We start from the raw sequence: 22,581 nt of genomic DNA, 5'->3' as shown, positions 1-22,581 counted from the left end.
GGAGCACAGCATCATGAGCAATCCGACCCCCGTTCATCCGATCACGGATGGTATCAGCCGCACGCAAGACGGGCTGACATGGTTTGAAGCCGAAAGGCTTGAAGGCGCATCCGGCCTGCGGCATGGGTTTTTTAGCCGCAAGGGTGGGGTCAGTCATGGCATTCATGGCGGGCTCAATGTTGGATTTGGCTCCGACGATAATAACGACCGTGTGGCCGAAAACCGTACCCGCGCAGCCAAGGTATTTGATGCGGACCCCGATCAACTGACAACCGTGTATCAGGTGCATGGGATCGATGTTGCGGTGCTAGATCAGCCGTTGTCGCGTGAAAATGCGCCCAAGGCCGATGCGATGGTGACGAACCGCCCCTGCATCATGTTGGGGATTTTGACCGCCGATTGCACGCCGGTGTTGTTCCATGATCCCAAGGCGGGTGTGATTGGCGCGTGCCATTCGGGATGGCGCGGGTCGTATGGCGGGATTTCGGAAAGCACCGTCACGGCGATGGAAAAACTGGGTGCTGCGCGTGAAAACATCATCGCCGCCGTTGGTCCATGCATTGCGCGCGACTCTTACGAAGTTGATGCTGCGTTTCGCGATACGATCCTTGGTGGGCCAGAAGGCAACGAAGACCTTTTTGATGCATCGGTGCGTTTGGGCCACTATATGTTTGATCTGCCTGAATATGTGCGCCGGCGCACGATTGCAACCGGGGTTGGTGCGGTCGAGCTTGTGGCGCGCGATACCTTGGCGCAAGAAGATTTGTTCTACAGTTACCGCCGCACGACGCTTCGTAAGGAGCCCGATTACGGTCGGCAATTATCCGCGATTATGTTGTCAGAAGTGTAAGAGGACATTGATGTCGGGCCAACAAATCTTGGTTGGCCGGTACTTCAATGTCCTTATGGGGGATGCACGATGCCACATATGATTATGCTGTTTGTTTTTATCATCATCGCGACCATGGTTGGTTGCGCGTTGATGTGATGCAATCTGATTTGGTTTGATGTGAGTTGATGAAAGCGTTCCTCCGTAATTTTGGTCTTGTTGTTCTGATCCTTGGTCCGTTGGGCGCGTGTGGTGATTTGCCGCGCCCGTTTGAGGGGGCCGGGCGCGAGGGCGATCCGTCACTTTTGGAACTGCGTGATACCGGAACCGTTCGGGTTGAAGGTGGCGATGATTTGCCCGAAGGGGCAGCCGCACATTTGGCCCGTGCCATGGCGCGCGCCCTTCGCAGCCGTGAAATTCCGGCCTATAGCGACAGTGCGCAGGGCGGGGATTACATCCTGCGCCCCAACGTCACGGCAGAGCTGATTGAAACCGGGGCATCGGTGGATGTGACATGGGTTTTGATGCGGCCCGACGGATTGGCGATTGATACCACATCGGCCCATGGTCAATTGGCACAGGATCAATGGTTTGCGCCAACCCCGACCGGACCAGAAGAAGGCGACCTTGCCATCCCCGAGGAACTTGTCGACAAAGTCCGCGATTTGGGCGGCATCACCCAAGACCCGGAACAAGAAACCTATGACGCGCTTGTCGCGACGTCGGCCGACAAGATTGCCTATATGATCACCGGCGACAGAAGTGCGTTGCGCACAGCACCGGTGATGAAGGTGGCGTTGGTTGATTTTGATGGTGCGCCCGGCGATGGGGATACGGCATTGGCGCGGTCCGCTGGTGCCCTGTTGCAGGCCAAGGGCATTCAGGTTGATAATGCCGATATTGGCGATCATAGCGTGATCTTATCAGCAACCACGCAAGTCACCCCGATTGATAAAAGCAAATCGAAAACACCAGCCGATCGGGTGGTGATCGAATGGGTGATCATGGATGTGGATGGCAATGAACTTGGCCAGATGACGCAAAATAACGTTGTCCCGCACGGAAGCCTTGATCAGCGGTGGGGAACGATTGCGTCCCTTGCGGCACAGGCAGCGGTCGAGTCCCTTGAAGGGGCGCTGGGGCAGATTGCCAATCGCAAAAAGTGGCTGTTGCGCGGTGATAATAAGACCACGGCAGCACGTTAAACTGGGCGTATCATTGGCAGGGACCGTGATGGTGCATGACAGCGATGTCGATATTCGCCATTGGCCCCATTTACAGACTGTTAACGGATGGGTATAAAGCCGCCGCGATCTGCCAAAAAGCGGTGTCGCCGAACAATGGTCTTTGACTGTCGGATATATGTTGCCGCGCCGGACGGGAAAGCCCCGAAACCAGTGCGTTTTGGCAACAAGGCAAGCAGCGAACCATCCCGGCGTATCGTGCAGGGTGGAGTCGCACATTCGAATTTTTCGCTTTCCCGGCACCCATTATCCGAGGCCACGCTATGAAGATCCTCGCTTGTAACAGCAACCGTCCCTTGGCAGAGGCTATTGCTGACCATCTGAACCTGCCGCTTACGCGCGCAGATGTTAAGCGATTCTCCGACGAAGAAATCTGGTGTGAAATTCAAGAAAACGTCCGCGGTGAGGACGTTTTTGTGATTCAGAGCACATCGTTCCCGGCGAACGACAATCTGATGGAACTTCTGGTGATGCTTGATGCGTTGCGCCGGGGCTCCGCGCGCCGTATCACAGCCGTACTGCCGTATTTCGGTTACGCCCGTCAGGATCGTAAATCGGGTCCCCGCACCCCGATTTCGGCCAAGCTGGTGGCGAACCTGATTACGGTTGCCGGTGCAGACCGCGTTCTGACCATGGACCTTCATGCCGGTCAGATTCAGGGCTTTTTCGATATTCCGCTCGATAACCTGTTTGCGTCGCCGGTTTTGACCAGCGACATCCGCAACAAGTTCGAAGGCCAGAAACTGGTCGTTGTCAGCCCGGACGTTGGCGGTGTTGCCCGTGCCCGTTCTGTGGCAAAGCGTTTGGACGCGGAACTTGCGATCATTGATAAACGTCGCCCGAAAGCCGGTGTGTCGGAAGTCATGAATGTGATTGGTGACGTTAAAGACGCTGCCTGCATTCTGGTTGATGACATCGTGGACAGTGCTGGCACGCTTTGCAATGCGGCGGGTGCACTTAAGGATCGTGGTGCGGCATCGGTTGCGGCCTATGTTTCACATGGTGTTCTGTCGGGTCCGGCGGTTGAGCGTATTGCCAATTCACCGATGTCTGAGGTGGTCACCACCGATTCCATCAAGGCATCTGAAGCCGTTCGTAATTGCGGAAAAATCAGGCAGCTTCCGATTGCGCCGCTGATGGCAGAAGCCATTCGTCGTATCTCGGAAGAAAAATCTGTTTCCGTTCTTTTCGATTGAGGGTATAAGGCCCTCGTCGCGCTGGCACCCCTGGAGGCCAGCGCGCTTGTTTTCGTGGGCTTTCAGCGGTGATTTACATCGACCCGCGTAAACAACTTTTTTAGTTCAAGGAGATTTTCTGATGGCAAACACTGTTATCAATGCGGAAATCCGTGAACGGGCCGGAAAGGGGGCCGCCCGTGCCGTGCGTCGTGCCGGTATGGTCCCTGGTGTTATTTATGGTGCAAAACAAGAACCTGTTATGTTCCAGATTGACCCGCGTCCGCTCGTTAAACTTCTGCATCAGCCGGGCTTTTTCTCTCACATTCTGACGGTTACCGTCGGTAAAGAGAAATACGAAGTCCTGCCGCGCGACGTTCAGTTCGACAAAGTTACTGACGAACCGATCCACGTTGACTTCCTGCGCTTTGCAAAAGGCCAGACCATGAACGTTGAAGTTCCGGTTACCTTCGTAAACGAAGAGAAATCACCGGGCCTGAAACGTGGTGGCGTTCTCAACATCGTTCGTCACGATGTCGAAGTTATCTGTGCGCCTTCCGCTATTCCGGAAGAGCTGGTCTTTGACCTTTCGGGTGTTGAAGTTGGTGACTCGATCCACATCTCGGCAATCAAATTGCCGAAAGGTGTCGAACTTTCGATTACCGACCGTGACTTTACCGTTGCGACCGTTGCTGCTCCGTCCGCTCTGAAATCGGAAGATAATGCCGATGAAGGAGAAGAGGGCGAAGAAGAAGCAACGACCGAAGAATAAGATCGAGGTCGTAAGATGTTTTTGGTGGTTGGACTTGGAAACCCGGGTTCGGGATATGCCGCCAATCGCCACAATATCGGCTTTATGGCGGCGGACGAAATTGTCCGCCGCCATTCTTTTGGTCCCTGGCGCAGAAAGTTTCAGGGCCAATTGTCCGAAGGCGAATTGAACGGTGAAAAGGTTCTGGTTCTTAAACCTGAGACCTTTATGAACCTTTCGGGGCAAAGCGTTGGCGAAGTGCTGCGCTTTTACAAAATTCCGGTCGAAGACGTTATTGTCCTGCATGATGAGCTGGACCTGCCGCCGGGCAAGCTGCGTGTGAAACGCGGCGGGGGCCACGGCGGACATAACGGATTGCGATCCATTGATGCCCATTGCGGCAAAGAATATCGGCGCGTGCGTCTTGGCATTGGTCATCCGGGTGAAAAATCCCGTGTGCATGGTCATGTTCTGGGGGATTTTTCAAAATCCGAACAGGACGGCTGGCTGATGACGTTGCTTGATGCGGTTGCGGCCGAGTTCGCGCGCCTGACCAAGGGCGACGACGGCGGCTTTATGAGCAAGGTGTCAAACATCGTTACACCGCCCAAGCCAAAAGCGCCGAAAAAAGACAAGCCAGCGGCCGATAAGGCCAAAGGCGGGGCGTCCGGTGACCCGAAATCGGATGACCCAGCACCGTCTGGCGAGGATATGGATAATTTGTCGGGTGCGGCGAAAGTGCGCGTTGAAAAGGCCGATACACCGGTCAGCAATGCCGCCAATGCCATGGCCGAAGCCCTTGCCAAAGCGTTTGGCAAAAAGAAATAGTCTTTCGGTTCGACCCCGTTCGAGCCGATCCTGATAGAAACAAATCAAGTTACGGAGCCCGGAAAGATGGGATTCAAATGCGGTATCGTCGGTATGCCAAATGTTGGTAAATCGACCCTTTTTAACGCCCTGACCCAGACGGCAGCAGCCGAGGCGGCGAACTTCCCGTTCTGTACGATTGAACCAAATACCGGTCGTGTCAGCGTTCCTGATGATCGTCTCGACAAGATCGTTGAGATTTCCAAGTCGGCAACCATCATCCCGACCCAGCTTGAATTTGTCGATATTGCCGGTCTGGTGCGCGGTGCGTCCAAGGGCGAGGGCCTGGGCAACCAGTTCTTGGCCAACATTCGCGAAACCGACGCGATTGTGCATGTTCTGCGTTGCTTTGAAGATGGCGACATCACCCATGTTGATGGTTCGGTTGATCCGGTGCGCGATGCGGAAACCATCGAAACCGAATTGATGCTGGCTGATATGGAAAGCCTGGAAAAACGTATTCCGGGTCTTCAGAAAAAAGCCCGTCAGAATGACAAGGATGCCGTCCTGACGATGGCGCTGATCGAACGGTCTTTGGAAGCCCTTCGCGAAGGCAAACCGGCGCGTACGGTCAAGATCGACGGTGAAGACGAAGAAAAAGCGTTCCGTATGCTGCAGCTTCTGACCAGCAAGCCGATCCTTTATGCGTGCAACGTTGACGAAGACAGTGCCGCCGAAGGCAACGAATTGTCGGCCAAAGTTGCCGAAATGGCCGCCGCACAAGGTGCGCGTTCTGTTGTGATTTCAGCGGCGATCGAGTCAGAGGTCGCGTTGCTTGACGATCCGGAAGACAAGAAAGAATTCCTTGAAGGTCTTGGTCTTTCGGAAACCGGTTTGGCACGCGTGATCCGTGAAGGGTACAAGCTGCTTGATCTGTTGACCTTCTTTACCGTGGGTCCGAAAGAAGCACGCGCATGGACGGTGTATAAAGGTGCGACCGCACCGAATGCCGCGGGCGTCATTCACACCGATTTCGAACGCGGTTTCATTAAGGCCGAAACCATGGCCTACGACGATTTCATTGCCTGCAACGGCGAAGCTGGTGCACGTGATGCCGGTAAGCTGCGTCAGGAAGGCAAGACCTATATCGTTAAAGATGGCGATATTTTCCACTTTAAATTCAACGTTTAAGGCGCTTTTTAGAGACCGTCTAAACGTAGAGAAATCAAAGCCGTCGCAGATTTGCGGCGGCTTTTTTCGTGTCTGGTCGGGGGATTAGTGCGGCCAAGGGGGTTGTCAAACGCGGCTGAAAAGGTCACCTTTCGCAGACGCAACAAAGAGGATGAGATGAACAACCTAAGCCCGTCGAAACGTATTTTGTTGGTTTTCAATTCTGCCACTGGTCAGCCGGGGCGGGTTGGCGACGTGATGCGTCGGTACGGTTTTGGGTTTGATATTCGTCGTCCCGGTGAAGGCGATGCGTTGCCCAATGATCTGAGCATGTATCATTTGGTGGTCGTGTTTGGTGGCCCAATGAGTGCCAATGACGATGATCTGGATAATGTGCGCGCGATTATGGATTGGCTGCCCAAGGTGGTTGCCAGCGACGCGATGTATTTGGGGATTTGTTTGGGCGCGCAAATGATGGCACGTCATCTGGGCGCACCGGTTGAACCCCGGCCCGATGGATTGACCGAAATCGGCTATTACCCGGTTTATCCGACCGAGGCCGGCGGTGATTTATTCCCCGATGAACTGATTGTCTATCATTGGCACAGCGAAGGGTTTGGCGTCCCCGATGGGGCGGAGCTTTTGGCGAGCAGCCCGACATTCCCCCATCAGGCGTATCATTTGGATGGCCGCATTTGGGGCATTCAATTCCACCCGGAAGTCGATGATGAGGCGCATGAACGCTGGTTATCGAGTGCGGGCGATAACATCAACCGACCTAATGCGCAGGATGCGGATGTTCAACGCGCCGGACGGGCGAAATATGACGCGGCGTTTGGCGCGTGGTTTGAACAGTTTGCCCAACGGGTTCTGGTGCGTGATGCTGTTTCGGCCCGCGCAGGGCAAAGCGATTAAGGCCAAACCGGCCAAATCTTCCAAGCCAATCAAGATCCGCTTTCAAACACATAAGTCTTTGCGGTAAGCATAATCATCACCGGCCGTTTGATTGGTCTGTGAGGGCTAATTGCGCGTGTCGGACGCCAAGATTTAACCCGCGTCATATGATGAAAAATTCCAAAGGACCAAGATGATCAAAATCATGCAGGCACAAGCCCGCCACCGTACTGGTTGGGAAACCTTATGGCGTCAGAACATCGCCAATTTCGGTGCGCCGGATATGGGCGATGATGTGATTGATGGCCTTTGGCAGCGCATCCTTGACCCGGATCACGGCATGCAGGCGTGGTTGGCGGTTGATCAAGGCGCCAGCAACGGTGATGGCGCGGATGATGCGCAAGAAACCGTGGTGGGACTGGCGCATATCATTGTCCATCCGCACACCTTTTCGCTGCGCAATGTGGCCTATCTGGAAGATTTTTGGGTGTCTGAAAATCAACGCGGGCAGGGCACGGGCGGCAAGATGATGACCGTGTTGCAAGATCAGGCAAAGCAGCAAGACTGGGTGCGCCTATATTGGTTGACCGCAAACGACAACCACGGTGCCCAGCGCATGTATGATCGGCTCACGGACCGGGTGGAGTCGGTTTTGTACAAGATCGATACACCGTAAAGGCACGCAGACCGGTCGTTGAGGCTGGGCTTACGCGCTTTCGGCGATGCTGGTGTGCTGGTCCAGCCATGTCAGGATCGCGTGATGATCAAGTGCCACGGTATCGGCAATGCCGCCATGGAACTCGTCCCATGCACCGGCATATTCATCCCGCACACCGACCAGAACAGGGATTTCACGCTCCATCGCGCGTGAAATCACATCGCGGAGTCCGCGTCCTTCGGCCTCGCTGCGGCCAAAACGGGCGACGATCAAAACATCGCTTCCGGCTTCGATATCGCGTGCAAGGTCTTCGGACAGGGTCGACAGGGCATCGCCATCAAGCTTGCAGCCCTTGGCCATCGCACCCCGGTTTTTCGTGATCGACATTTCATCGCCAGACCGCAGATTGCGGACATAAACCAGCGTACCGCAATCGCGATCCTTGCGACGTTTTTGAACGTATCCGGCGACCTGATCTTGTGGATAGCGCGATGCTACCTGCGACAGAACATCGTCAATGGGGTCTTCTGGCTGGAACTTTATGCCAGCCAGAAGAGGTTTATCTTGGGTGTCTTGTGTCACGCTGTCATTTCCATCGTCAGATTACTGCCATTCGGGAACGCCCGACATATCGGGTAGATGATGCGCGATCCCCTTGTGACAGTCGATGCATGTCTTTTCCCCAGTGAACAAAAACTTCTGATGGGCTTCAACTGCACGCGGACTTTGGCGGGTAATATCCATCGATTCATCCGAGTGGCAATTGCGACATTCGAGCGAGTTATTGGCCTTAAGCCTTGCCCATTCATGCTGGGCGAGCTCAAGGCGTTTGTCGAGGAATTTGTCACGTGTGTTGATGGTGCCAAAGATCTTACCCCAAACCTCTTTGGAGGCCTGCATTTTACGGGCGATCTTGTCGGTCCATTTATGCGGAACATGGCAATCAGGACAGGTTGCGCGCACCCCCGATCTGTTCGAATAGTGAATGGTTGTTTTCAATTCGGCAAAGACGTTGTTCTTCATCTCGTGGCAAGAAACACAGAATTCTTCGGTGTTGGTTGCCTCAAGTGCCGTATTGAACCCGCCCCAGAAAATGACCCCGGCGACAAACCCACCGAGTGTCAGAAATGCCAGACTGTAATGCACACTGGGTGTTGTCAGGATTTTCCAATAGCGTTTGAGAAGATTAATCATCATCAATCTCCCTATTCCGCAATACGTGTGCTGTTGGTGGGAAGAAGTTTATCAATGTCGATAAAGTCGTTTCCAACCAACGGCTTGACGTCTTTTTGCGGAACGTGGCATTGCGTGCAGAAATACCGTCGCGGACTGACGGCGGCCAAGAACTGGCCGTCACGGTCCATGAAATGGGTGATCGAAACCATGGGCGCACCGCTGTCGCCAGTACGGGACCGGGCATGGCATGACAGACATTTATTGGCATTGCCGTCGATCTGATATCCTTCGATATCATGCGGAATGGTTGGCGGTTGTTCCGGATAATTGCGCGGACGTTTGATGCTGTTATCTTCGAAATTGGTGATGCGCGGTGCAGCGGATTCCTGATCCGGGGCGGTACTGCGCAATGTGGTTATCGGTTCTGAAGCATATGCCATGCCAGCAATGCTGATGATGGCAAGAGACAGAAGCCATTTTGAACTTATTTTCATGGTTTCCTCCTTCAGACTTTTTCAATGCGAATGGCGCATTTTTTGTAGTCAGTCTGTTTTGACATTGGGTCGGTCGCATCGAGTGTGACCTTGTTGATCAACTCGCTGGCATCGAACCAAGGAATGAAAACAAGTCCGCGAGGCGGCTTGTTACGGCCGCGTGTTTCAACGCGTGTACGGATATTGCCACGACGTGAAATCACGCGGATTTCGTCGCCACGGCGCAGACCCTGTTCGGCGGCGTCGTCTGGGTGCAAGAAGCACACAGCATCCGGGAATGCGCGGTAGAGTTCTGGTACGCGCTGCGTCATGGAACCAGAGTGCCAATGTTCCAGAACACGTCCGGTGCAAAGCCAGAATGGATATTCTTCGTCCGGGCTTTCGGCGGCGGGTTCATAAGGAAGGGCAAAGATGCGTGCCTTGCCATCCTTGTGACCATAAAATTCGACCCCAGCACCGGGCGTGACATACGGGTCATATCCTTCGCGGTACCGCCAAAGCGTTTCTTTGCCATCAACAACCGGCCAGCGCAGGCCGCGTTCATTGTGATAGCGGTCGAACGGTGCCAGATCGTGCCCGTGACCACGTCCGAAGGTGGCGTATTCTTCAAACAGGCCTTTTTGAACGTAGAACCCGTATTCCTTGGATTCGTCGTTGTTGTAATTCGGGGCAGTTTGCTCAAGCGGGAATTTGTCGACATTGCCGTTGCGATACAGCACGTCAAACAAGCTTTTGCCCCGCATCTCGGGTGCCTTGGCCAGAAGTTCTTCGGGCCAGACGTCTTCCATGACAAAGCGTTTGGAGAACTCCATCACTTGCCAAAGATCCGACTTTGCATTTCCCGGGGCGTCAACAAGCTGGTGCCACATGTGCGTACGGCGTTCGGCATTGCCGTAACAGCCTTCCTTTTCCACCCACATTGCTGTTGGCAGGATAAGGTCGGCCGCTTCGCAGGTGACGGTCGGATAGGCATCGGAAACAACGATAAAGTTTTCTGGGTTGCGATAGCCCGGCCAAGCTTCTTCGTTGATGTTGGCGGCGGCCTGCATGTTGTTATTACACTGCACCCAGTACGCGTTCAGTTTGCCGTCTTTGAGCATGCGGTTCTGCAATGCTGCGTGATAGCCAACTTTGCCTGGAATGGTGCCTTCGGGCAGTTTCCAGATTTCCTCGGCCATTTTTCGGTGTTCGGGATTGGTGACGACCATATCGGCAGGCAGCCGATGCGAGAATGTCCCAACTTCGCGTGCTGTCCCACAGGCCGAAGGTTGCCCCGTAAGCGAGAAGGGCGAATTGCCCGGTTCGGCGATTTTACCGGTCAGAAGGTGGATGTTGTAACACAGGTTGTTGGCCCAAACGCCGCGCGTATGTTGGTTAAAGCCCATGGTCCAGAATGACGTGACCTTGATCTTTGGATCAGCATAAAGCTCGGCAAGCGCTTTGAGGCGTTCTTTGGGGACGCCGGTCATTTCATGGGTTTTATCAAGCGTATATTCCGATACGAATTCGGCATACTCGTCGAACGTCATATCGGTTGATCCACCGGCATCGGATGCGTGTGCGGCGGATTTTTGGCGCGGGTCTTCTGGACGCAAGCCATAGCCAATATCGGTGTTGCCGCGCCGGAAAATGGTATGTTTGTTGACGAAGTCGGTATTGACCCGACCGGTCGAGATGATGTGGTTGGCGATGTAGTTGAGGATCACGAGGTCCGTCTGGGGTTTGAACACCATCGGGATGTCGGCCAGATCAAAGCAGCGATTTTCATAGGTCGAAAGTACGGCGACTTTTACATGTGGTGCCGACAGGCGCCGATCCGTGACACGGGTCCAGAGGATCGGATGCATTTCGGCCATGTTCGATCCCCACAGCACAAAGGCGTCTGCGGCTTCCATGTCGTCATAGCACCCCATGGGTTCGTCCATGCCAAAAGTCCGCATGAAGCCGACAACAGCCGACGCCATGCAGTGGCGCGCGTTGGGATCAATGTTGTTGGACCGGAAACCGGCTTTCATCAATTTGGATGCGGCATAGCCTTCAAAGACGGTCCATTGACCAGATCCAAACATGCCAACGGAGGTTGGGCCTTTGGTTTTTAGGGCCGTTTTCCATTTCTCTGCCATGATATCGAATGCTTCGTCCCAGGAAACAGGTTCGAAGTCACCGTTTTTGTCGTAAACGCCGTTCTTTTTACGCAGCAGTGGTTCCGTCAGGCGGTCCTTGCCATACATGATTTTTGACAGGAAGTAGCCTTTGACGCAGTTCAGGCCGCGGTTCACAGGAGACAGCACATCACCGTGGGTTGCCACGATATGATTGTCTTTGGTCGCGACCATGACCGAACATCCCGTACCACAAAAGCGGCAGGGGGCTTTGGACCATTTGAGTTCGGTGTGTTCTGTCTCGGTTACCAGATTCTGTGCAGATGCCGGAAGACTGACGCCAGCAGCAGCGGCAGCCACTGCGGCGGCTTTTGCTTTAAGGGCATCTCGGCGGGATATCTTTGTCTTGAACATCGTTTGTTTCCTCGGGCCAGATGGCAAATTCTTGATTTTCAGCTTCTTGTTTTAAGGCGCGTTGGCGCTAGTTGGCATGTTCGTTGTGGTGATAGACAAGGTTGACGCCAAGAACGCCGGCAATGTTGCCGATGTCGTTCATGGTGTCGGCCAGTTGCCTGTCATTTTCTGCTTCCAGAACGACAATGATTTTTCCAGACGGATCACGTGCGGAAATTTCGATGCCGGGAAAGGCTTTAAGTTCTGTTGTGATTGTTTCGAGTTTTTCTGGGCGGGCCTGAACAATCATGCTGGAGATCACCCCGATATTTTCATCCATGGGCGGTGTCCTTTTGGCGGGTGATGGATATGGCGTCGGCAGGGCAGGCTGAAAGGCATGCGCCGCATCCCGTACAGGTATCGTCATCGATGATGACACGGGCCCGACCACCAAGTTGTGGTGCGATACGGATCGCCGTTTCCGGGCAAGCATCGCCGCAAGACCGACAGTAAATTCCGTTCTCAGCAAAACAGGTTTTTGCGACGTCAACATCTAGGGTCCAGGGGGCGTCGGCTGTGCGGTCAAAGACCCCCTCTGCGCAGGCATCGGAACAGGCCCCGCAAAAGGTGCATTCACCTTTGGTAAAATCAATGACCGGATGGTTTTTGCCGTCAAATGCGATAATGCCTTCTGGGCAGGCTGGCGCACAATCACCGCATCCCGTGCAGCGATCACAAATATCGCGTGCCCATGGTGGACGTACCACATCATCGACTGGATCAGAATGCGTCGCCGGAACAGCCCGGAAGCGGGACAGAAAATCACGGCGGCTTGTCTGTTTTGCGTGTGCAGACATGTTCACCCCCTACCGCTTACATCGGCGGTCCTGGTGGTCCGGCAAACATTTGATAAATCCAGATTGAAAAGCCCAAAGCGCCAACGATCGCAATCGAAAGGGCCGGGGCGAGAAATACGGCCAAAAACAGGAAGCATCGCGTTTCTGTCTTACGCCGGGTTGGGACATCTAGAGTTTGGTTGTCGCTCATGACTTCGTTTCTCTCACTTCGTGGGCGGGAAACCGTTGCTTTCGCCACTATGTCCCAAGCGAAAGTCGGTGTTCTCTTTTTAGGGTATTGGCCAAAACTGGTGAATACCCACCCCAAAAGTAAGGTCTTTACTATACGTATTGCAATTGAAAATGTGGCGTATTAATGGCACCTAATGTTGTAGCTATTCCAACAAATTGGCTATCTACCCAACACGCGGCATTATTGAGAATTCTATGCCGAAAAACGATTTATCACGGTAACGCCGGTTGAGGTGAAACTATCCATGTTCATAAGAGCAGTGGCTCCTTCGGATAGGGTGACTCGATCCCCGATCAGTTTTTGTGGTGCCAGTTTGCCTGTCATGATCATGTCGAGCATATCTTGATAGCGAAATGCTTGCATGCCGTGGCTGCCGAGGATTTCCAGTTCATGGGCGACAATGCGGTCCATCGGGACTTTGGCATGGGCGTGATCGCCGGTCATCAGGCCGATCTGGATGTGTTTGCCGCGTTTGCGCAGGCAGGACACGGAGTTAAAGCTGGTTTGCGCGCTGCCAAGGGCATCGACCGACACATGTGCGCCGCCGCGTGTAATGTCTTTGATCGCGGTTGGAATATCGGAAATTGTCGTAGCATTTAACGTGGCATTCGCGCCAAGTTCCTTGGCAAATTCCAGCTTGCTGTCGTCAATATCGACCGCAACCACATACGCACCCGCCGCCGCGGCAATCATGATGGCCGATAGGCCAACACCGCCCGCGCCATGCACGGCAACGATTTGACCCGCCGATACTTTGCCCTGATCAATCACACCGCGGAAACTGGTGGCAAAACGGCAGCCAAGGCTGGCGGCGGTGGCGAAATCCATGTCATCGGGCAGGCCGATCAGATTGGTGTCGGCATAATCAATGGCGACATATTCGGCAAAGCTGCCCCAGTGGGTAAAGCCGGGCTGGAATTGGTTGTCACAGACTTGGTGATTGCCGCTGTGGCATTCCGGGCAATGGCCGCAGCCCGATACAAATGGGACGGTGACCCGGTCGCCTTCTTTCCACGATGAAATGCCATTGCCAACCGCCACAACAGTGCCGGCAAATTCATGGCCGGGAACATGGGGCAGTTGCACATCGGAATCATGGCCCATCCAGCCGTGCCAGTCGCTTCGACACAAACCCGTTGCACCGACCTTGATCACAACGCCATCGTTTGATGGGGTGGGGTCATCGACGTTTTCAACGTTGATCGGACCTTGGTACTCGGTGAAATAGGCTGCGCGCATTTTAAGGCTCCTGACGTGGACGAACGAAAGGTTCGCGTCAAAGGTTACCGTTTAAGTATCGTCTTTGTCGCGGTCTTTATGCAAGCGGGTAACTTTGGGCACACCAATGCCCGGTTTTGGGGCCGGTTTGGGTTTATTTGGCTGATAACGGCCCCATGGCGATGTGTCACGGGTTTCACCCGGTTCGGGTTCCTTGCCCCACGGGCCGGCGTTATTACGCTTCATGCGGGCATGTTTGGCCGCACGTTCGGCCTCATAGGCGGCAGCCCAGGGTGGGGCGCCGGTACTTGATGTCCGTGAGTTTGAGGTGCTGACGCCGCGCGCCTTGCGGCCCGGGCGGCCGGGGCGATACACGCCAAAGGCCGGGGCGTGCGACCCATCATGCCAAAGCGGCACATTGCGGTGCTTAAACAGCGGGATCAGGGCAACGCCGGCAATGAAACCGGCGATATGGGCAACCCATGCGATGCCGCCGCCCGCACCACTGCTGAAATTGAAGACCTGTGTCACGAACCAGAAACCCAGAACGAAGACAGCAGGCACATAGAAAATGAAAACCCAGAAGAACCAGACCAGAATCCGGGCCTTGGGATAGAGCAGGAAATACGCGCCCAAAACCCCGGCCAGTGCGCCGGATGCGCCGATCATTGGTACTTGTGACTGGGTATCAAGCAAGCCATGGCCAAGGGCGGCCGCCACCCCGCACAACAGATAGAATATCAAAAAACGGAAATGGCCCATGGCGTCTTCGACATTGTTGCCGAACACCCAAAGATACAGCATGTTGCCGCCAATATGCATCCAGCCGCCATGCATGAACATGGAACTGAAGATCGTCAGAAATTCATATCCCGGTGGAAAGACGGCAAGTTGTGGCGGTAAATCCGCATGACCAAACAAGACTGCGGGGATAGCACCATATTGCAAGGTTGCCAGGGTGTTGCCCTGAGGACTAAGCGATACGGTGACAAGGAAGACCGCCACATTGATCGCAATGAGGCCATAGGTCACCCATGGGGTGATTGTGGTCGGGTTGTCATCCTTGATTGGCAGCATCGGTTCGGTATCTGGTCCTGAATATATAAAGGGGCCGTAGTGTACGAAACTTTTGCTGCTTATGCGACATCCGCGCAGTTTTGGGCGGTCAGGCTATCGCGCAAATGGGCAGCCAATTGACGATATTCACGTTTGCGCGCAGAGCTGCGGCGCCAGACCATGCCGATGCGGCGAATGGGGACCGGATTTTCAAACGGAATGATCTTAAGCGCGTCTGGCCGACGGGCTTCGACCTCAAGCGACATTTCGGGCAGCAAGGTCGAGCCAATTCCGGCGGATACCATTTGCACCAAGGTCGACAGGCTGTTGGCCTGAAAATCGGCAGATTTGCTCCAGCCGGCTTTTTGGCAAACTTCAAGCGCCTGATCGCGCAGGCAGTGGCCGTCTTCAAGCAGAAGAAGCTTTTCGTCCTTGATGTCGGCGATTTCGATATGGCGCTTTTTGGTCAGCGGATTGTCCGGGCTACACGCAAAGACAAAGCGATCTTCGAACAGATCAAATTCTTCGAGAAACGGTTCTTCGATCGGAAGGGCAATCAGGGCCATGTCCAATTTGCCCGCCGCCAAAAGCGAGACCAGCTTGGCGGTTTGGTCTTCGCGCAGGAACGGCTGCAATTTTGGGAAGCCTGATTTTAGCTGCGTCATGACATCGGGCAGCAAATACGGGCCGATGGTCGGGATGACGCCGATATGGATTGGCCCCGAAAGTGGTTCGGTCGCGGCCTGTGCCATGGTGGTCAGTTCATCAACTTCTTGAAGGATACTTCGCGCCCGCGAGACGACATCTTCGCCAAGGGGGGTGATCAGAACTTGTCGTTTATTACGCTCCACCAATTGCGCGCCAAGCAGGTTTTCAAGCTCGTTAATTGCGGCCGAAAGACTTGGTTGCGTGATGAAGCATGCCTCAGCAGCGCGGCCAAAATGGCCACATTCTGCGAGTGCGACAAGATATTTGAGCTGCTTGATGCTTGGTTGGGCAGCCATAAATTTTTCCTATCAAGAAGCGAATTTTTATCTATTTGTCTTAGTTAGTGCATTTCTCTACAAATCGCTAGCAATGAGTGTGCTTTTTGCACTTGCTCACAAGATATTTGCGGCCTGTCGGGGGCCGTGGATTGGGATTCTAATAAAGGTTAGGAGAAACCATAATGCTTACCGTTGGTGATACGCTTCCTGAATTTAATCTGACTGGTGTTTCGGGTAAATCCCCGGACAGCTTCGCACCGGTGACCGATAAATCCTATGCTGGCAAATGGAAGATCCTGTTCTTCTGGCCAAAAGACTTCACCTTTGTTTGCCCGACCGAAATCGTTGGTTACGGCGAACTGAACGGTGATTTCGAAGACCGTGATGCGGTTCTTCTGGGTTGCTCGACCGATACCGACTTTGTCCATGCTGCATGGCGCACCCACCACGAAGACCTGGGCGACAGCCCGTTCGTATGGTTGGCTGACGAGAAAAAAGAACTCTCGAATGCGCTTGGTGTTCTGGCCAAAGACGCTGGTGTTGCGCTGCGTGCGACCTTCATCGTTGATCCGGACAATATCATCCGTCACGTGCAGGTAAACGACCTTAACGTTGGTCGTAACCCGCAGGAAGCTCTTCGTATTCTCGATGCGCTTCAGACCGATGAACTTTGCCCGTGCAACTGGACCCAGGGTGACGAAACCCTCTAAGTCTGGTTTGGACGACGAATATGGGATCGGGCTTTGGCCCGATCCCGCTTTCGGCCCAGTTTCAGGCCGATGAAGACCCTTTCGAACAGCCCATCGAATATTGATCGATCATAAAACCTTGCTTTGACCAAAGCAGGTGGTGGCGGCTGATTTGTTTAATGATTTTGCGCCATGCGCAACACGGAAATATGAGGACACCCAATGACTTCGATTACCGAAATCAAAGATGCAATGCCAGCCTATGCCAAGGACCTGAAGCTCAACCTGTCGAGCATGGCAAACAATCCGGGCATGACCGATCAGCAAGTTTACGGCACGGCACTGGCCTGTGCTTTTGCGTCGCGCAACGCCAAACTGACCAAGGCCGTTGCCGCCGAAGCCAAAGCCAAGCTTTCCGAAGAAGCCATTGAAGCCGCCAAAGGTGCGGCGGCGATCATGGGCATGAACAACATCTATTACCGGTTCAACCACTTGGTTTCGGATCAAGAATACAGCTCCATGCCAGCACGCTTGCGGATGAACATCATCGGCAAGCCGGGCATTGATAAAGCCGACTTTGAGCTGTTTTCGATCGCGGTTTCGGCGATCAATGGCTGTGGTATGTGCATTGATAGCCACGACAAAGTGTTGAAAAATGCCGGTATCAAAAAAGAAACGATCCAGAACGCGATCCGCATCGCATCTGTGATCCATGCTGTCGCGGTTGTCATTGACGCCGAAGACGCATTGGCCGACTAAGCCAACAGAATTTCCGGGTAAAAGCCCGATCAAAAGCCCCGGTTGCGTGATGCAGCCGGGGCTTTTTTGTTTGGGGACGCGAAAGTTAGGCGGTGACGGTTTCTTTAAGGCCCATATGCTTAAGGCTTGCTGTGATCACTTGATCTGGTTGATCGAAATGCGGGATGTGACCGCAATCCTTGATCAGCATTTTGGTCACCGGGCCGCTGACATGTTCACAGATGGTGTGGACCTGATAATCGCTGCCAAACGGATCATCATCGCCCTGGATCACCAAAAGCGGACAAGTGATGTTGGGCAGTTCATCAACCATGTTCCAATCGCGAAATTCTGGTTGGCGCCATGTATCGACCCAGGATGAAAAGACCGTGTCGGTTTGGAAAAAGTGATGGCGTTCCAGCTTGGTTTTCCAATCGGTGGTGGCATATGTTTTTGCCGCCTCGGTTATGCCCGCAATGGTGACGTCTTCGACAAAAACATGGGCGGCTTCGCTGATGACCGCGGTGACCTGATCGGGGAAGCGCGCGGCATATTTAAGCGCAATCGTCGCCCCGTCGCTGTGGCCAAACAGGATCGGACGTTCCAGCCCAAGCCCGGCAATCAGCCCATGCAGATAAACATCGCTTTCGGTGTTATGAAAATCAATCGGGCGCGGAACATCACCATCCCCGTGTGGATCGGACCGGCCATGGCCGCGCCGTTCATACACAATCACCGGATGCCGTGTGGCGGTGGCAAGCTTTGCCGGAAAGTCGCGCCACATGCGAATGGTACCAAGTGCTTCGTGCAGGAAAAGGATGGTGGGCGCATCTTCCTTCACATCCATCGGGATAATGCGTTGGCAAGACAGGCTGATGCCATCGACGGTGACGTAGAAATTCTCGTTTAACATGGTTTGTCCGATTTATCGGTAATTTGGTGCGTAATTATTTAATTGGATAATGGACAAAAAAACACGGCCCGGCAAGTGCTGCGCATTGTCGGGCCGTGCCAATGAGCTGATCCGTCGATGACGTGTGGGGTTAAGCGCTTAGTGCCGTGGGTCGTTTTTGAACGATGGTCGAGGCTTGCGCGTTTGAAGACGCATGTCAGAAGGCCGCGTAAAACAACAAGGCCCGGTTCATGTGAACCGGGCCTTGCAGGTAAATGATTTATTGGCGCGTAGGCCTTATTTCAAAGCGGCACAAGCGCGTTTGATGCGTGCGCAAGCTTCGGTAAGCGCCGCATCCGAAGTCGCATAGGAAATGCGGAAATACGGTGCGAGGCCGAATGCCGAACCCTGAACCGCGGCAACGCCTTCGGCTTCGAGCAGGTAGGTGACAAAATCGGTGTCGGTTTCGATTTTTTTGCCATCCGGGGTGGTTTTGCCAATCGCGCCCGCACAGGACGGATAAACGTAAAACGCACCTTCGGGCTTTTTGCATGACAGGCCTTCGCACTCGTTAAGTGCGGCAACCACCAGATCACGACGACCTTTAAAGACTTCTGCGCGTTCTGCGAGGAAGTCTTGCTTGCCGTTCAGGGCTTCGACCGAAGCAGCCTGACTGATCGAGGAGGTATGGGTGCTTGACTGTGACTGGACCTTGTTGATGGCTTTGATCAGCTCAACCGGGCCAGCCGCATAGCCAAGACGCCAACCGGTCATGGCATATGATTTTGACACACCGTTACAGGTCAGCGTACGGGCTTTGAGCTTTGGCTCGATCTGGGCGATGGTGGTGAATTCGAACCCGTCATAGACGAGGTGCTCATACATGTCGTCAGACATGATGTAGACGTTTTCGTGTTTGAGCAAAACGTCGGCAATTGCGCGCAGTTCGTCGCGCGAATAGGCCGCACCGGTCGGGTTGGACGGAGAGTTCAGAACCACCCATTTGGTTTTCGGCGTGATTGCGGCTTCAAGTTCGCTTGCGGTGATTTTGAAGTCGTTTTCTTCCTGGCATTCGACAATAACCGGGGTGCCTTCGGCCATCAGCGCCATGTCCGGGTAAGAAACCCAGTACGGTGCCGGGATGACGACTTCGTCGCCCGGGTTCAGCGTTGCGAAGAACGCATTGAACAGGGTCTGTTTGCCACCACAGCCGACGGTGATTTCGTCGATGGTGTATTCCAGATCATTTTCACGTTTGAACTTTTCGACAATCGCCTTGCGCAGCTCTGGGGTGCCAGCGACCGGAGTATATTTGGTCTTGCCAGCATCGATGGCGGCTTTGGCAGCGGCTTTGATGTTGTCGGGGGTATCGAAATCCGGCTCGCCTGCGCCAAGGCCGATCACGTCAACGCCAGCGGCTTTGAGCTCGGCAGCTTTGGTGGTTACGGCAATGGTGGGCGAAGGTTTGATACGGCTCAAACGGTCGGCAATAAACGCCATTGGTCTGTTTCCCTGGAATGAAAAAGGAGTGAAAAGAATCGCGTTCTTTCGGATCGGACCCTACGCCTGCCTTAATTTCAATTCAAGGCTCATTCGGCGCTTCTGCGGGTTCTTTGGGATGATTTTATACAAAATTCCGGCCCGGTATGATTCTGGATGGATGATCTGATCGGAAAGAACAGCCTATAAAACGTCGCAAGCTGTGGAATGTTCCAATGGCGCTCAATGGCGCTCGTGGCCGCGTCGGTGTGCTGGGATGGTGATCGTTCGACTGATCGTGCGACTGTCGGATCATTCCTGTCATATCCTGCCATCTCCTGACAGTTCTTGTCAGGGGTGGGGCTTGCGGTTGGGTATATTCACCCTATAACTAGGGGTAGGATATAACAGGGGTCTGCCCGATGAATGCACTACCAGAATTTTTGACCAAACGCCGCCCGCCGGTCGACGGATCGCGGGAATTTAAGTTGGTTACGGAATATGAGCCAGCGGGCGATCAGCCTGCCGCCATTGCCGAGCTTATGAACGGCATCAATGATGATGAGCGTGATCAGGTTCTGTTGGGTGTGACCGGGTCGGGTAAGACCTTTACCATGGCCAATATCATTGCCCAGACCCAGCGTCCGGCCTTGGTCTTGGCACCTAATAAGACGCTGGCAGCGCAGCTTTATGCCGAGATGAAGCATTTCTTCCCGGATAATGCGGTCGAGTATTTTGTGTCGTATTACGACTATTACCAGCCAGAAGCTTATTTGCCGCGCTCTGATACCTATATCGAAAAAGACTCGTCGATCAACGAGCAGATCGACCGGATGCGCCACGCGGCCACGCGTGCGATTTTGGAGCGCAACGACTGTATCATCGTGGCATCGGTATCATGCATTTACGGTATCGGGGCGGTGGAAACATATTTGGAAATGACCCAGCGCATTTCAGTCGGCGATGAAATTGATCGCAACGACATCATGAAGCGTTTGGTCGAGCTGCAATATACCCGCAATGACGCGGCCTTTTCGCGCGGTACATTCCGGGTGCGCGGCGATGTGTTGGAAATCTTCCCGGCCCACTCCGAAGATCGGGCGTGGCGTGTTTCGATGTTTGGTGATGAGATCGAAGAATTGGCCGAGTTTGATCCGCTGACCGGGCACAAGTTCGCCAGCATGGATTCCGTGACCGTTTACGCCAATTCGCACCACGTCACCCCGCGTCCGACCTTGGTGCAGGCGATGTCTGGTATCAAGCAGGAGCTTAAAGACCGCCTTGCGCAGTTTGAGCGCGAAGGTAAGCTTTTGGCGGCAGAGCGTATTGAGCAGCGCACGATGTTTGATCTGGAGATGATGGAAACAGTCGGGCACTGCAAAGGGATTGAGAACTATTCCCGCTGGTTGTCAGGGCGTAATCCCGGTGACCCGCCGCCGACCTTGTTTGAATATCTGCCAGAAAACGCATTGCTGTTTGTCGATGAAAGCCACGTTGCCGTGCCCCAGATTGGCGGCATGTTCAAGGGTGACTTTAACCGCAAATTTACGTTGGCTGAACATGGGTTCCGCCTGCCGAGTTGCGTCGATAACCGGCCGCTTAAATTCGAAGAATGGGAAGCCATGCGCCCACAAAGCGTGTTTGTGTCAGCAACACCGGGCAAGTGGGAAATGGAACGCACGGGCGGTGTGTTTACCGAACAGGTAATTCGACCGACCGGCTTGATCGATCCGGTATGCATTATCCGGCCGGTGGAAACCCAGGTCGATGATCTGTTGGGCGAGGCCAAAGAATGTGCCGCCAAAGGTCAGCGTGTGTTGGTTACGACCCTGACCAAACGCATGGCCGAGGATTTGACCGAATACCTGCACGAGCACGGCATCCGCGTGCGGTATCTGCATTCCGATATTGATACGTTGGAGCGGATTGAGATTATCCGTGATCTGCGTCTTGGCGTGTTTGATGTTCTGGTCGGGATTAACTTGCTGCGTGAGGGGCTCGATATCCCTGAATGTGCGTTGGTGGCGATTTTGGATGCCGATAAGGAAGGATTCCTGCGCTCTAAAACCTCATTGGTTCAGACGATTGGTCGTGCGGCGCGTAACCTTGATGGGCGCGTATTGCTTTATGCCGATAAAATGACCGAAAGCCTTGAATACGCAATTGATGAAACCAATCGCCGGCGTGAAAAACAGATTGCCTATAACGAGGCGAATGGCATTACGCCAGAATCTGTGCGGTCACGCATTAACGACGTCATCGAAAGCGTTGCCGAACAGGATTACGTCACCGTCGATACCGGTGTGTCGGGCGATGTGATGATTGGTCATAACCTGCGTGCCCATATCGAGGACCTTGAAAAACGCATGCGCGATGCAGCCGGGAACCTTGAGTTCGAGGAAGCCGCCCGTCTGCGTGATGAGATCAAGCGTCTTGAGAACCAAGAACTGGGACTGGCGGAAGCCGGACCGATGGCGCGCAGTATCGGAACCGCAGGGCCGGGGTCGAAATCGGCCAATAAGCCGAAATATAAGGGGCGCCGTCGCAAGGGCGCATAGGCGTTAAGCCGGGTGCGAAATTCTAGGGCGATTGATTTTGCCATTTTGGCATCTGCATAGGGCGGTTGGTAAAGGGTTTTTGCCAGCCGCCAATTTGCATACCGGACGCAGTAGCCTTAGCACCAGATCATACCCAGACCGCAGATCAGCAATGCCAAATATGGCTAATTTGCCTTAAAGTTA

General features: G+C 54.0%; 23 protein-coding genes. 11 read left to right on the top strand and 12 right to left on the bottom strand.

The window, feature by feature from the left end; genetic code table 11:
• Positions 1-13: 13 nt before the first annotated feature.
• The 8 genes from pgeF (at position 14) to HCZ99_RS00290 (ending at position 7,546) form a co-directional block, all read left to right on the top strand.
• Complete coding sequence (gene pgeF, locus HCZ99_RS00325; RefSeq protein ID WP_167444928.1) at positions 14-850, top strand: peptidoglycan editing factor PgeF; 837 nt, start codon at positions 14-16, stop codon at positions 848-850.
• A gap of 167 nt (positions 851-1,017) precedes the next feature.
• A complete protein-coding gene (locus HCZ99_RS00320) occupies positions 1,018-2,034 on the top strand; it encodes a hypothetical protein (RefSeq protein ID WP_167444927.1) in 1,017 nt (338 codons plus the stop codon).
• Positions 2,035-2,336: 302 nt separating this feature from the next.
• Entirely contained in the window at positions 2,337-3,269 is a 933-nt protein-coding gene (locus HCZ99_RS00315) for a ribose-phosphate pyrophosphokinase (protein ID WP_167444926.1), read from the top strand.
• A gap of 121 nt (positions 3,270-3,390) precedes the next feature.
• The gene (locus HCZ99_RS00310) at positions 3,391-4,020 is read left to right on the top strand and encodes a 50S ribosomal protein L25/general stress protein Ctc (protein WP_167444925.1); all 630 of its coding nucleotides are present in this window, start codon (positions 3,391-3,393) and stop codon (positions 4,018-4,020) included.
• Positions 4,021-4,035: 15 nt separating this feature from the next.
• Positions 4,036-4,827 carry an aminoacyl-tRNA hydrolase gene (gene pth / locus HCZ99_RS00305; protein WP_167444924.1) on the top strand — a complete coding sequence of 264 codons (792 nt, stop codon included), beginning with the start codon at positions 4,036-4,038 and terminating at the stop codon, positions 4,825-4,827.
• Positions 4,828-4,893: 66 nt separating this feature from the next.
• Positions 4,894-5,997 carry a redox-regulated ATPase YchF gene (ychF, locus tag HCZ99_RS00300; RefSeq protein WP_167444923.1) on the top strand — a complete coding sequence of 368 codons (1,104 nt, stop codon included), beginning with the start codon at positions 4,894-4,896 and terminating at the stop codon, positions 5,995-5,997.
• A 156-nt stretch (positions 5,998-6,153) separates the two neighbouring features.
• Positions 6,154-6,891 carry a glutamine amidotransferase-related protein gene (locus tag HCZ99_RS00295; RefSeq protein ID WP_167444922.1) on the top strand — a complete coding sequence of 246 codons (738 nt, stop codon included), beginning with the start codon at positions 6,154-6,156 and terminating at the stop codon, positions 6,889-6,891.
• 184 nt (positions 6,892-7,075) lie between these two features.
• Positions 7,076-7,546 (top strand): GNAT family N-acetyltransferase, encoded by a 471-nt coding sequence (locus tag HCZ99_RS00290; protein WP_167444921.1) that lies wholly within the window; start codon positions 7,076-7,078, stop codon positions 7,544-7,546.
• Between the two features lie 30 nt (positions 7,547-7,576).
• Here HCZ99_RS00290 and HCZ99_RS00285 read toward each other — a convergent pair whose 3' ends face one another.
• The 10 genes from HCZ99_RS00285 to HCZ99_RS00240 form a co-directional block, all read right to left on the bottom strand.
• Positions 7,577-8,110 (bottom strand): DUF2478 domain-containing protein, encoded by a 534-nt coding sequence (locus HCZ99_RS00285; RefSeq protein ID WP_167444920.1) that lies wholly within the window; start codon positions 8,108-8,110, stop codon positions 7,577-7,579.
• Between the two features lie 21 nt (positions 8,111-8,131).
• Positions 8,132-8,722, bottom strand: coding sequence for a cytochrome c3 family protein (locus HCZ99_RS00280; RefSeq protein ID WP_167445909.1), 591 nt, complete (start codon positions 8,720-8,722; stop codon positions 8,132-8,134).
• 11 nt (positions 8,723-8,733) lie between these two features.
• Positions 8,734-9,198, bottom strand: coding sequence for a nitrate reductase cytochrome c-type subunit (locus tag HCZ99_RS00275; protein WP_167444919.1), 465 nt, complete (start codon positions 9,196-9,198; stop codon positions 8,734-8,736).
• Positions 9,199-9,209: 11 nt separating this feature from the next.
• Positions 9,210-11,714: a nitrate reductase catalytic subunit NapA gene (napA, locus tag HCZ99_RS00270; RefSeq protein ID WP_167444918.1), complete on the bottom strand. Its 2,505-nt coding sequence runs from the start codon at positions 11,712-11,714 to the stop codon at positions 9,210-9,212.
• Between the two features lie 67 nt (positions 11,715-11,781).
• A complete protein-coding gene (locus HCZ99_RS00265) occupies positions 11,782-12,033 on the bottom strand; it encodes a chaperone NapD (protein WP_167444917.1) in 252 nt (83 codons plus the stop codon).
• Positions 12,026-12,550, bottom strand: coding sequence for a ferredoxin-type protein NapF (gene napF / locus HCZ99_RS00260; RefSeq protein WP_167444916.1), 525 nt, complete (start codon positions 12,548-12,550; stop codon positions 12,026-12,028). The genes HCZ99_RS00265 and napF overlap by 8 nt, the downstream gene beginning before the upstream one ends.
• A gap of 16 nt (positions 12,551-12,566) precedes the next feature.
• Positions 12,567-12,740: a periplasmic nitrate reductase, NapE protein gene (locus HCZ99_RS00255; protein ID WP_167444915.1), complete on the bottom strand. Its 174-nt coding sequence runs from the start codon at positions 12,738-12,740 to the stop codon at positions 12,567-12,569.
• Positions 12,741-12,974: 234 nt separating this feature from the next.
• The gene (locus tag HCZ99_RS00250) at positions 12,975-14,021 is read right to left on the bottom strand and encodes a zinc-dependent alcohol dehydrogenase family protein (RefSeq protein ID WP_167444914.1); all 1,047 of its coding nucleotides are present in this window, start codon (positions 14,019-14,021) and stop codon (positions 12,975-12,977) included.
• A 51-nt stretch (positions 14,022-14,072) separates the two neighbouring features.
• Entirely contained in the window at positions 14,073-15,077 is a 1,005-nt protein-coding gene (locus HCZ99_RS00245; protein WP_167444913.1) for a rhomboid family intramembrane serine protease, read from the bottom strand.
• A 59-nt stretch (positions 15,078-15,136) separates the two neighbouring features.
• The gene (locus HCZ99_RS00240; protein WP_167444912.1) at positions 15,137-16,060 is read right to left on the bottom strand and encodes a LysR substrate-binding domain-containing protein; all 924 of its coding nucleotides are present in this window, start codon (positions 16,058-16,060) and stop codon (positions 15,137-15,139) included.
• Between the two features lie 164 nt (positions 16,061-16,224).
• Between HCZ99_RS00240 and HCZ99_RS00235 the strand changes: the two genes are divergently transcribed.
• Both HCZ99_RS00235 and HCZ99_RS00230 read left to right on the top strand, forming a co-directional pair.
• Entirely contained in the window at positions 16,225-16,752 is a 528-nt protein-coding gene (locus HCZ99_RS00235; protein WP_167444911.1) for a peroxiredoxin, read from the top strand.
• 201 nt (positions 16,753-16,953) lie between these two features.
• Positions 16,954-17,490: a carboxymuconolactone decarboxylase family protein gene (locus HCZ99_RS00230; protein ID WP_167444910.1), complete on the top strand. Its 537-nt coding sequence runs from the start codon at positions 16,954-16,956 to the stop codon at positions 17,488-17,490.
• 85 nt (positions 17,491-17,575) lie between these two features.
• Here HCZ99_RS00230 and HCZ99_RS00225 read toward each other — a convergent pair whose 3' ends face one another.
• Positions 17,576-18,382 carry an alpha/beta fold hydrolase gene (locus HCZ99_RS00225; protein ID WP_167444909.1) on the bottom strand — a complete coding sequence of 269 codons (807 nt, stop codon included), beginning with the start codon at positions 18,380-18,382 and terminating at the stop codon, positions 17,576-17,578.
• A gap of 276 nt (positions 18,383-18,658) precedes the next feature.
• Positions 18,659-19,861: an aspartate transaminase gene (locus HCZ99_RS00220; protein ID WP_167444908.1), complete on the bottom strand. Its 1,203-nt coding sequence runs from the start codon at positions 19,859-19,861 to the stop codon at positions 18,659-18,661.
• Between the two features lie 401 nt (positions 19,862-20,262).
• Between HCZ99_RS00220 and uvrB the strand changes: the two genes are divergently transcribed.
• Positions 20,263-22,398, top strand: a complete 2,136-nt coding sequence (uvrB, locus tag HCZ99_RS00215) for an excinuclease ABC subunit UvrB (protein ID WP_167444907.1) — start codon at positions 20,263-20,265, stop codon at positions 22,396-22,398.
• Positions 22,399-22,581 lie beyond the last annotated feature (183 nt).

Origin of the sequence: Thalassospira lucentensis, from assembly GCF_011806425.1 — a bacterium.
GTDB lineage: Bacteria > Pseudomonadota > Alphaproteobacteria > Rhodospirillales > Thalassospiraceae > Thalassospira > Thalassospira lucentensis_B.
Note: the sequence above shows the minus strand (reverse complement) of the source record. Positions and strands in the feature narration are given on the sequence as shown.